The 2,857-nt window shown below is 61.1% G+C and carries 4 protein-coding genes; 2 read left to right on the top strand and 2 right to left on the bottom strand.

Annotated elements, in window-relative coordinates; genetic code table 11:
• Positions 1 to 97 precede the first annotated feature (97 nt).
• Positions 98 to 742: a ThuA domain-containing protein gene (locus FHX09_RS29290; RefSeq protein WP_132588545.1), complete on the bottom strand. Its 645-nt coding sequence runs from the start codon at positions 740 to 742 to the stop codon at positions 98 to 100.
• 183 nt (positions 743 to 925) lie between these two features.
• Between FHX09_RS29290 and FHX09_RS29285 the strand changes: the two genes are divergently transcribed.
• On the top strand, positions 926 to 1,072 hold the full coding sequence (locus tag FHX09_RS29285; RefSeq protein WP_165933041.1) for a hypothetical protein: 147 nt from the start codon (positions 926 to 928) through the stop codon (positions 1,070 to 1,072).
• A gap of 4 nt (positions 1,073 to 1,076) precedes the next feature.
• Here the strand turns inward: FHX09_RS29285 and FHX09_RS29280 are convergent, their stop codons facing one another.
• The gene (locus FHX09_RS29280; protein ID WP_132588546.1) at positions 1,077 to 1,346 is read right to left on the bottom strand and encodes a BON domain-containing protein; all 270 of its coding nucleotides are present in this window, start codon (positions 1,344 to 1,346) and stop codon (positions 1,077 to 1,079) included.
• Between the two features lie 190 nt (positions 1,347 to 1,536).
• Between FHX09_RS29280 and dxr the strand changes: the two genes are divergently transcribed.
• Positions 1,537 to 2,730 (top strand): 1-deoxy-D-xylulose-5-phosphate reductoisomerase, encoded by a 1,194-nt coding sequence (dxr, locus tag FHX09_RS29275; protein WP_132588547.1) that lies wholly within the window; start codon positions 1,537 to 1,539, stop codon positions 2,728 to 2,730.
• Positions 2,731 to 2,857: the final 127 nt, after the last annotated feature.

Below are 2,857 nucleotides of genomic sequence, written 5' to 3'. Positions count from 1 at the left end.
TGCCATCATCCACCTCTTCGCTGTGGACGTTGAATCAGCTTCGCAGCGCCGCGTCACTTCACAATCGATTCATCGATCGCAGGATCTGCTCTAGCGGCTAAGAGCGCGCCGCCCACGAAAGGCCGCGACGAAGAATGAGGCGCATGTAGGGATGATCGAACTCGCTCGCTACATGGCCAAGTGCCGAGTAGAACACGCGTCCCGAGCCGAACTGGCGCTTGAAGGCAACAGGCATTATGACGTTCCGGGCGGCCGCATCATACTCGCCTGAAAAGCTCGTCGTCGCCAGAATCTCGACCGACGGATCGTAGTGAAGATAATACTGCTCGGACCGATAGTCGAAATCGGGTACCCCTTCCATCACAGGGTCGTGCTGGCGCGTAATGCTGACGCGAAAATCGATGATGTTGCCTGGATGGGCGACCCAGGTCACCCCGGAGACATAACGGAACGGCGCGCTCTCTTTGAACGAGGTCGCAAGTGCGCCGTGATGTCCACCGAGCCCGAGACCGCCGCGCACCGCTTCCACCAAGCCATCAGCATGTGCTTTCTCGATCTTCTCGCCGGTAATGACGGGCACAAGCAGATCGGCTTTCGCGATCGCGGCTGAGCCGAAGATGCTAAGGTCGCCGGTCACCTCGACGGCAAAGCCATCCTCCCGCAACAGCTCCCCGACGCGGTGCGCGCACGCTTCAGGTTGGTGACCGCTCCAACCGCCCCAGACGATGATCGCTTTGCGCATACGCACCTCCCTTGCCAAAAGCATCGGCCGAGGAGTTCACACAGACGGCCGACCTTCTCCTTACGACAGGACGGCCGATAGAAGCCAGTGCAAGCCTTTGCCGATCACATTTTCTGACCGTAATCCGAAGCGGGAACTTTCCGACCTAAACGGCGTTGGGGGATAAAGAGAGGAGTGCTCGCCATGGGCATGAAACTGACGTTGCTTGCATTCGCATATCTCATCGTCAGCGGCCTGTTGCTCGCGACCGCCTATAAATCGACAGGGCCGATCACGACGCCCAAGACGGACAGGGTCGCGGTTTTCGAGATGGAACGCTTCGCGGGCTGACATCTCACTGCGCTATCTTGATTTCATTGCGTACCGGCGTCGTCCCGGCGATTGCCTGTGCGACAGCAGTCGCGCGCTCAATCTCCGGGGCTGTGGCAACGATGCCCGTCAGCACCACGGCATGATCGTCCAGAGTCACCTTCACATCCGCGGCATCAATCCCACCGGCTACAGCCAGGGCATTCCCCACGGCCTCCTCGAGCGCTGCGTCCTTATCCGCCCCAGTCTCCGGTTCGTAGGGCTCGCCAAAGAACGTCGGTTGCTTGAAAACCATTCTTCCTTCCTCCTGTCTCGATAGTTGCAAAACGCGGCAACTGGCCAGTTGGTTTCGCCCCGAACCACCCGACGGATGAAAGCTGCTGACATTGAGATGACTGCGTGATTTCTGCTGCGCCGCACACTTGCCGCTTATTTCAATCCCCTGTACAGCCAGAGCCAATGCAAGTGTTTTGGCGAAATCACCGATGATGGCAGGCGGAAGCGCGCCCAGGCGCCTCAGTATTTTTGGCTCAACCGGCTCGATCGGACAAAATACGCTCGACGTCGTCGAGCAATTAGGCGGACGGGACTGCTATGAGATCTCCGTCGTAACAGGCAACGAGAACGTCCGGCTTCTGGCGCAGCAGGCCAGGTCCGCGGGTGCCAAGCTTGCGGTCACGGCCAGCGACGGCAAGTATCACTCTCTGAAGGAAGAACTGTCCGGCAGCGGCATTGCCGTGGCCGCCGGCATATCCGGCCTTGCGGAAGCCGCAGACCTCGATGCGGATTGGGTCATGGCCGCCATCGTCGGCACCGCGGGACTGGCGCCGACGCTTGCCGCCGCCCGCAAGGGCGCCACGATCGCGCTTGCCAACAAGGAATGTCTGGTGTCGGCTGGCGACCTCTTTGTCGATGCCGTGGCAAAGGGCGGCGGGCGGCTGATCCCTGTCGACAGCGAACACAGCGCGATCTTTCAATCTCTGGACGAAGACCAGCGGCACGCTGTCGAACGGATCATCCTGACAGCTTCGGGTGGGCCCTTCCGCACCTGGTCACGCGCCGAAATGGCGAATGTGACCGCAGCGACGGCGCGAGCACACCCCAACTGGTCGATGGGGCTGAAGATCTCGGTCGGAAGTGCCTCGATGTTCAACAAGGCGCTGGAGATGATCGAGGCAAAGCATCTCTTCGGCGTTCATCCGCACCAGATCGAAGTGATCGTACACCCGCAATCGATCATTCACTCCATGGTCGGCTACACGGATGGATCGATCATCGCCCAGCTCGGCAGCCCCGACATGCGGACGGCGATCGGCTACGCCCTCGACTACCCGCGCCGACCGACATTGAACGTCGAGCGGCTGGATTTCGCCAAGCTCTCCCGCCTCGACTTCGAGGCGCCGGATGAAGAGCGCTTCCCGGCGCTGAGGCTGGCGCGTACGGCGCTGGAACGTGGCGGCCTACAGGGCGCCATCATGAATGCGGCCGAGGAAGTTGCGTTTCACGCCTTCGTCGAGGAGCGGATCGGCTTCCTGGCCATGGCCGACATTGCCGAAGCGGTCATGGATAAGATGATCGCAACGGGCGAGGCGAAGACGATGGACGACGTCTTTGTCGCCGATGCGGAGGCCCGCAGGCTTGCCGCGGAACTGGTAACCCTCAACGAAAAGGCCGCCTGAGGCGGCCTCACTTTCTCGGATAATGCCTTTAGGCCACGTGCCGCGCCAGGGCGCAGCGCGACCAGAGCGAATGCAGGGCATCGACGAGATGCTCGATGTCGGCGTCGCTGTGCAGCGGCGTCGGGGT

It is taken from the genome of Rhizobium sp. BK538 (genome assembly GCF_014197575.1).
Taxonomy (GTDB): Bacteria; Pseudomonadota; Alphaproteobacteria; order Rhizobiales; family Rhizobiaceae; genus Rhizobium.
This window is presented reverse-complemented; position numbering and strand designations above follow the sequence as displayed.